The organism is Halochromatium sp. (assembly GCF_054919635.1).
In genome coordinates this window covers 1-5,549 of record NZ_JBUDPI010000263.1, presented here as the reverse complement: position 1 = coordinate 5,549, position 5,549 = coordinate 1, and the positions used below count along the sequence as shown (strand labels likewise).

Here is a 5,549-nt window from a genome sequence, read left to right as displayed (position 1 = left end):
GTCACCGTGCTGCGCGACTTGCCGACCGCTTCGGCCACCTGCAGATGACTCAGACCAAAGTCTTCCAAGAGCCGACGCAGGGCGCCGGCCTCCTCCAACGGATTCAAGTCATCGCGCTGAATATTCTCGATCAGCGCGATTGCCAGCGCGGCCTGCTCGGTGACATCGCGCACCACCACCGGAATGCGCTCGAGCCCAGCTTGCTGACTCGCACGCCAACGCCGCTCGCCGGCGACGATCTCATACTGGCCCGAGACAAGCGGGCGCACCACGATCGGTTGAATCACGCCTTGGGCCGCGATGGAATCGGCGAGCTCGCGCATGCGCTCTTCGTCAAAATCGCGCCGCGGCTGGTAGCGCCCGCGCTGGATCTGATCCAACGCCAGCTCGCGCACCGGCTCGCCGAGCATCGGGGCGGTCAGTGCCGCGGCCTTGGCGGAGGTATCCCCCTGGCCATCGGGCAACGCTTGCTCCGAGTCTGCGACCCGCCCATCGGCCTCGCGCATACCACCGAGCAGCGCATCGAGCCCACGGCCCAATCCCTTTTTCTTAGCAGCTGTCATCGGCACTCAGGCTCCAGGATTAGGCCGCGCTTGGGGTGCGCTCGCGGCGGCGCAGGATCTCGCTCGCTAAGGCCTGATAGGCAACAGAGCCGCGCGAGCTGCAATCGTAGAGCAGCGCGGGCAGCCCATGGCTGGGTGCCTCGGCCAGCCGCACATTGCGCGGGATGATGGTGCGATAGACCTCATCGGAGAAATGGGTCACCAATTGGGTCGAGACCTCATTGGCCAGGTTGTTCCGAGGATCATGCATGGTCCGTAGGATGCCCTCGATGCGCAGGCCGGCGTTGCGGCTGCCGCGTATCTGCTCAACCGTGTCCAACAAGGCCGAGAGCCCCTCCAGCGCGTAGTACTCGCACTGAATCGGAATCAGAACCCCGTCTGCGGCGACCAGAGCGTTGACCGTCAGCATGTTCAGCGACGGCGGGCAATCGACCAACACGACCTCATAGGCCCCGGCAACGCCGGTGAGCGCGTCCGCCAAGGCACGCTCGCGCTTGTCCGACTGCATGAGCCCGACCTCAGCGGCCGTCATGTCGCCATTCGAGGGCAGCAGGTCAAAACCGGGTTCTGGCGCATCCAGACGCACGACGCATTCGGCGAATTCGGCCTCGCCCATCAGCAGATCACAGCCGGTACGCTCGAGCCCGTTCTTATCGACCCCGACGCCCATGGTGGCGTTGCCCTGCGGATCGAGGTCAACCAACAGCACCCGTCGCCCGATGGCTGCCAGGGAGGCAGCCAGATTCACCGCCGTGGTCGTCTTGCCGACACCACCCTTTTGATTCGCGATGGCAATGGTTCTGATACTAGCCATGGATACTACCGCTGAGGGAGACCTCAATCAGAGAACGCTCGCCGTCGACACCGGGAACAACGAGAGAGTGGATACAGGGCTCGCCGAGCCAACCTGCAACGGCGTCAGCCTGGTCAGGATTGCTGGCAACAGCCGATCGATGCGCCGCGAGCTGGGCCAGCAGCTGGGCCAGCTCATCGGCAGCCAGCCGGCCTTTCAGTGCCAACAGGCAGCCATCGGCGCGGGCCAGGCGCAGCGCACTTTGATAAAGCTCCTGCAGGGATGCCAGGGCGCGGGCGACAATAGTAGCGAATTTGTGCGCCGGCCGGTATGTCTCGAGCCGAATCTGGATCACCTCGACATTCTCGAGCCCGAGCTCCAGCACCGTCTGACGCACGAAACGGGTCTTCTTGCCGTTGCTATCCAAGAGCGTGAACGCGAGCTCGGGCCGAGCCAGCGCCAGCGGAATGCCGGGCAAGCCAGCGCCTGTCCCGAGGTCAAGCACAGGTCCGCGCATCACCCAGGGCAGAATGGCCAGGCTGTCCAGCAGGTGACGCGCCACCTGTTCGCGCGGGTCACGCACCGCGGTCAGGTTGAAGGCTCGGTTCCAACGCCCAAGCAGCAGCAGATAGTGAATCAGCTTGTCGCGCGCGGTCTCATCAAGGGTCGCGCCGATCTGCGCCGACATCGCCGCCAGTCCTCCGTCCAACCGAGCCCGCAGCTCCTGCGGATCGACCTCCATCAGGCGCTCAACCGTTTGAGATGGATAAGAAGTAGTGACACCGCCGCCGGGGTGACCCCAGGAATCCGAGCCGCCTGCCCGACCGTCGCGGGCCGCACGCGGCGCAGCTTTTCCGAGACCTCAGCCGATAGGCCCCGCACCGTCTCGTAATCGAAGTCGACCGGCAGCGAGCGCGCTTCCTGACCGCGCTGGCGCTCGATCTCATCGAGCTGCCGCGCCAGATAGCCGCCATAGGTGGCCTGAATCTCGACCTGCTCGGCGATCGCCAACGCGTCTGGACAAGACGACGCGAATGGCACGAACTCAGTCGCCTTCGCCTCTGCGACCACCCCGAGCGGATCACCGATGCCAGCACAGACGGCCAAGTCGCGATAGCCGACGGCCGGTCGCGCCAACAGGTCTAGCGCGCGCACCTCGCGTCTGATCTGCTCGCCACTGCGCTGCTCAATCTCGGCTGCCAACACAGTTCCGGGTCGCACCCAGCAGTCGCGCAGCCGCTGCTGCTCGCGCTCGATGGCCTCACGCTTCGCCTCGAAGCGGCGCCAGCGCTCATCATCGACCACTCCGAGCCGACGGCCGGTCTCGGTCAGGCGTAGATCCGCATTGTCTTCACGCAGCATCAGCCGATATTCGGCCCGGCTGGTGAACATCCGATAGGGCTCGTTGGTGCCGCGGGTGATCAGGTCATCGACCAGCACACCAAGATAGGCCTCATCGCGGCGCGGCGACCAGGGCTCGAGCTCTCGCACCTGCCGGGCGGCGTTCAGGCCTGCGAGCAGCCCCTGTGCCGCGGCCTCCTCATAACCGGTGGTGCCATTGATCTGGCCAGCAAAGAACAGGCCCGAGATGAAATGGGTCTCGAGTGAGGGCGCAAGATCGCGTGGATCGAAGAAATCGTACTCGATCGCATAACCCGGGCGGGTCAGATGCGCCTGCTCAAAACCAGGGATCGAGCGCACCAGCGCGTGCTGAACATCGAATGGTAGGCTGGTCGAGATCCCGTTCGGGTAGACCTCGCCGCTCTCTAGACCTTCGGGCTCGACGAAGATCTGATGCGAGGTCTTATCGGCGAAGCGCACGATCTTGTCCTCGATCGACGGGCAGTAGCGTGGGCCGATGCTCTCGATCACGCCCGAGTACATCGGCGAGCGTGACAATCCGCCGCGGATGACCTCATGCGTGCGCTCGGTGGTGCGCGCAATATGGCAGCTGACCTGGCGCGGATGCTCGGCGGCGCTGCCTAGATAGGAGAATACAGGCACCGGCTCGTCACCCGGCTGCGCCTCGAGTTTGCTGTAATCGATGCTGCGCGCAGCGATCCGCGGCGGCGTCCCGGTCTTCAACCGCTCGACCCGAAACGGCAGCGCGCGCAGCCGCTCGGCAAGCGCATTCGACGGCGGGTCGCCGGCGCGACCGCCCTGATAGTGACTGAGCCCGATATGGATCTTGCCGCCGAGGAAGGTGCCAACGGTCAGCACCACCGCCCGCGCGCGAAACTCGAGCCCCATCTGGGTGCGCACGCCGACGACACGCTCGCGCTGACCGGTCGACTCGATGAGCAGGTCATCGACCGCCTGCTGAAACAGATCCAGGTTGGGCGCCGTCTCCACGGCACTGCGCACCGCGGCCCGATACAGCATGCGATCGGCCTGCGCACGGGTCGCCCGCACCGCCGGTCCCTTACGCCGGTTCAGCACCCGGAACTGAATGCCGGCGCGGTCGGTCGCATGAGCCATGAGTCCGCCCAGGGCATCGATCTCGCGCACCAGATGCCCCTTGCCGATCCCGCCGATGGCCGGGTTGCAGCTCATCTGACCGATGGTCTCGATGTTATGAGTCAGCAGCAGCGTCCGCACACCAGCGCGGGCCGCGGCCCGCGCCGCCTCAGTGCCAGCATGCCCGCCACCGACGACGATGACGTCGTACTGTTGTTCTACCAACATGGTCTCAACCCCTGCGCAAGCAACTCGCTATGATAATCCGAATTCATCGAACATTCAGGCTGCTATCGGCCAAGAGACGGGCAGCCAGCAACCGGAACCGCGGACCACAGCCCACATCATGCTGAGCCCGATGCGCGCGAGCGCGCCGCCAAGCCAGTTCACACCACTCATTGACACCGCCAGCTCGGTCATCCTCGGTAAGGCCCAGGAGATCAAGTTGGCCTTGGTCTGTCTGCTCGCGGACGGTCATCTGCTGATCGAAGACCTGCCGGGCGTTGGCAAGACCACGCTCGCGCATCTGCTTGCCCGACTGCTGGGGCTGCAGTATTCCCGTATCCAATTCACCAGCGACATGCTGCCAGCGGATGTGCTTGGCGTCTCGGTCTATGACCGTGCCGGCGAGCAGTTTCGCTTCCATCCCGGGCCGGTGTTCGCGCAGCTCGTGCTGGCCGACGAGATCAATCGCGCCACGCCGAAGGCGCAGAGTGCCCTGCTCGAGGCGATGGAGGAGCGCCAGGTCACCGCCGACGGCGAGACCCGGGCATTGCCGCAACCCTGCTTCGTCATCGCCACGCAGAATCCGGCGCATCAGATTGGCACCTTTCCGCTGCCAGAGTCACAGCTCGACCGCTTTCTGATGCGTATCGCGCTTGGCTATCCGGATCAGGAGCAAGAGCGCATCCTGCTTGCCGGTGAGGACCGACGCGCCATGGTGGCGGCGCTACAACCGCTGCTCAGCGGGGACGCGTTGATCCAGGCCCAGGCGCACCTTGATCGCATCCATGCGGCACCGCCGATCATCGACTACTGCCTGCACATCTTGAACTACACACGCGCGAGCAACCGCTTCCGACATGGGCTCTCGCCACGCGCCGGGCTCGGCCTGCTGCGCGCGGCCAGGGCCTGGGCGATGATTGAGGGACGCAATTATGTCGTCCCAGACGATGTCCAGCAGGTGCTGCCGGCGGTGGTTCCCCATCGGTTGGCACAAGACACCGAGCACAGCGGACGCACAGACCCAGCGGTTGCGACGCAGATCCTCGACGCAGTGCCCATTCCTTGACGCTGATCACAGACAGATGCACAGACGGTGAGTGAGCCGCAACGCCAACGCTGGCTGGACGGATTGATGCGCCGCAACCCCCATGATCAACAGGGCGTGGCCCGTATCGGCGCGCGCCGCATCTATATCCTGCCAACCAGCACCGGCGTCGCCTTCGGCACCATGCTGTTTGCCACACTGCTCGGCTCGCTCAACTACCAGAACAACCTCGGGCTGTTCTTGACCTTTCTGATGGCCGGGATCGCGTTGGTGAGTATGCACCACTGCTGGTACAACCTGCTCGGGGTCTCAGTACGCTGCGCCGATGCGGAGCCGACCTTCTGTGGCCAACCGGCACGGTTTCGGGTTGAGCGCTGGACTCAGCACGGCCGGGGTCTCGGCGAGCTCCGTCTGGGCGGCGGCGCCTGCGCCGGCCCGCCCTGGAAGATCCGCCGCAGCGCGCCGG

Annotated in this window: 5 protein-coding genes and 1 pseudogene; 2 read left to right on the top strand and 4 right to left on the bottom strand. The window is 65.1% G+C overall.

Annotated elements, in window-relative coordinates; translation table 11 throughout:
- From ACY693_RS14320 to mnmG, 4 genes are all read right to left on the bottom strand, one after another.
- On the bottom strand, positions 1-563 hold a 563-nt coding region (locus ACY693_RS14320; RefSeq protein ID WP_462322498.1), incomplete at its 3' end, for a ParB/RepB/Spo0J family partition protein.
- 19 nt (positions 564-582) lie between these two features.
- A complete protein-coding gene (locus tag ACY693_RS14315; RefSeq protein ID WP_462322497.1) occupies positions 583-1,377 on the bottom strand; it encodes a ParA family protein in 795 nt (264 codons plus the stop codon).
- Entirely contained in the window at positions 1,370-2,098 is a 729-nt protein-coding gene (gene rsmG / locus ACY693_RS14310) for a 16S rRNA (guanine(527)-N(7))-methyltransferase RsmG (RefSeq protein WP_462322496.1), read from the bottom strand. Before rsmG ends, ACY693_RS14315 begins: the two co-directional genes overlap by 8 nt.
- Entirely contained in the window at positions 2,098-4,041 is a 1,944-nt protein-coding gene (gene mnmG / locus ACY693_RS14305) for a tRNA uridine-5-carboxymethylaminomethyl(34) synthesis enzyme MnmG (RefSeq protein ID WP_462322495.1), read from the bottom strand. Before mnmG ends, rsmG begins: the two co-directional genes overlap by 1 nt.
- A gap of 130 nt (positions 4,042-4,171) precedes the next feature.
- Between mnmG and ACY693_RS14300 the strand changes: the two genes are divergently transcribed.
- A complete protein-coding gene (locus tag ACY693_RS14300) occupies positions 4,172-5,104 on the top strand; it encodes an AAA family ATPase (RefSeq protein ID WP_462322494.1) in 933 nt (310 codons plus the stop codon).
- A 27-nt stretch (positions 5,105-5,131) separates the two neighbouring features.
- A pseudogene (locus ACY693_RS14295) lies at positions 5,132-5,549 on the top strand (DUF58 domain-containing protein); the annotation flags it as partial.

Bases quoted from the DNA above. Each gene is read 5' to 3' on its own strand.
- ACY693_RS14315 (WP_462322497.1), bottom strand. From the start codon at position 1,377: ATGGCTAGTATCAGAACCATTGCCATCGCGAATCAAAAGGGTGGTGTC.
- rsmG (WP_462322496.1), bottom strand. From the start codon at position 2,098: ATGGAGGTCGATCCGCAGGAGCTGCGGGCTCGGTTGGACGGAGGACTG.
- mnmG (WP_462322495.1), bottom strand. From the start codon at position 4,041: ATGTTGGTAGAACAACAGTACGACGTCATCGTCGTCGGTGGCGGGCAT.
- ACY693_RS14300 (WP_462322494.1), top strand. From the start codon at position 4,172: ATGCGCGCGAGCGCGCCGCCAAGCCAGTTCACACCACTCATTGACACC.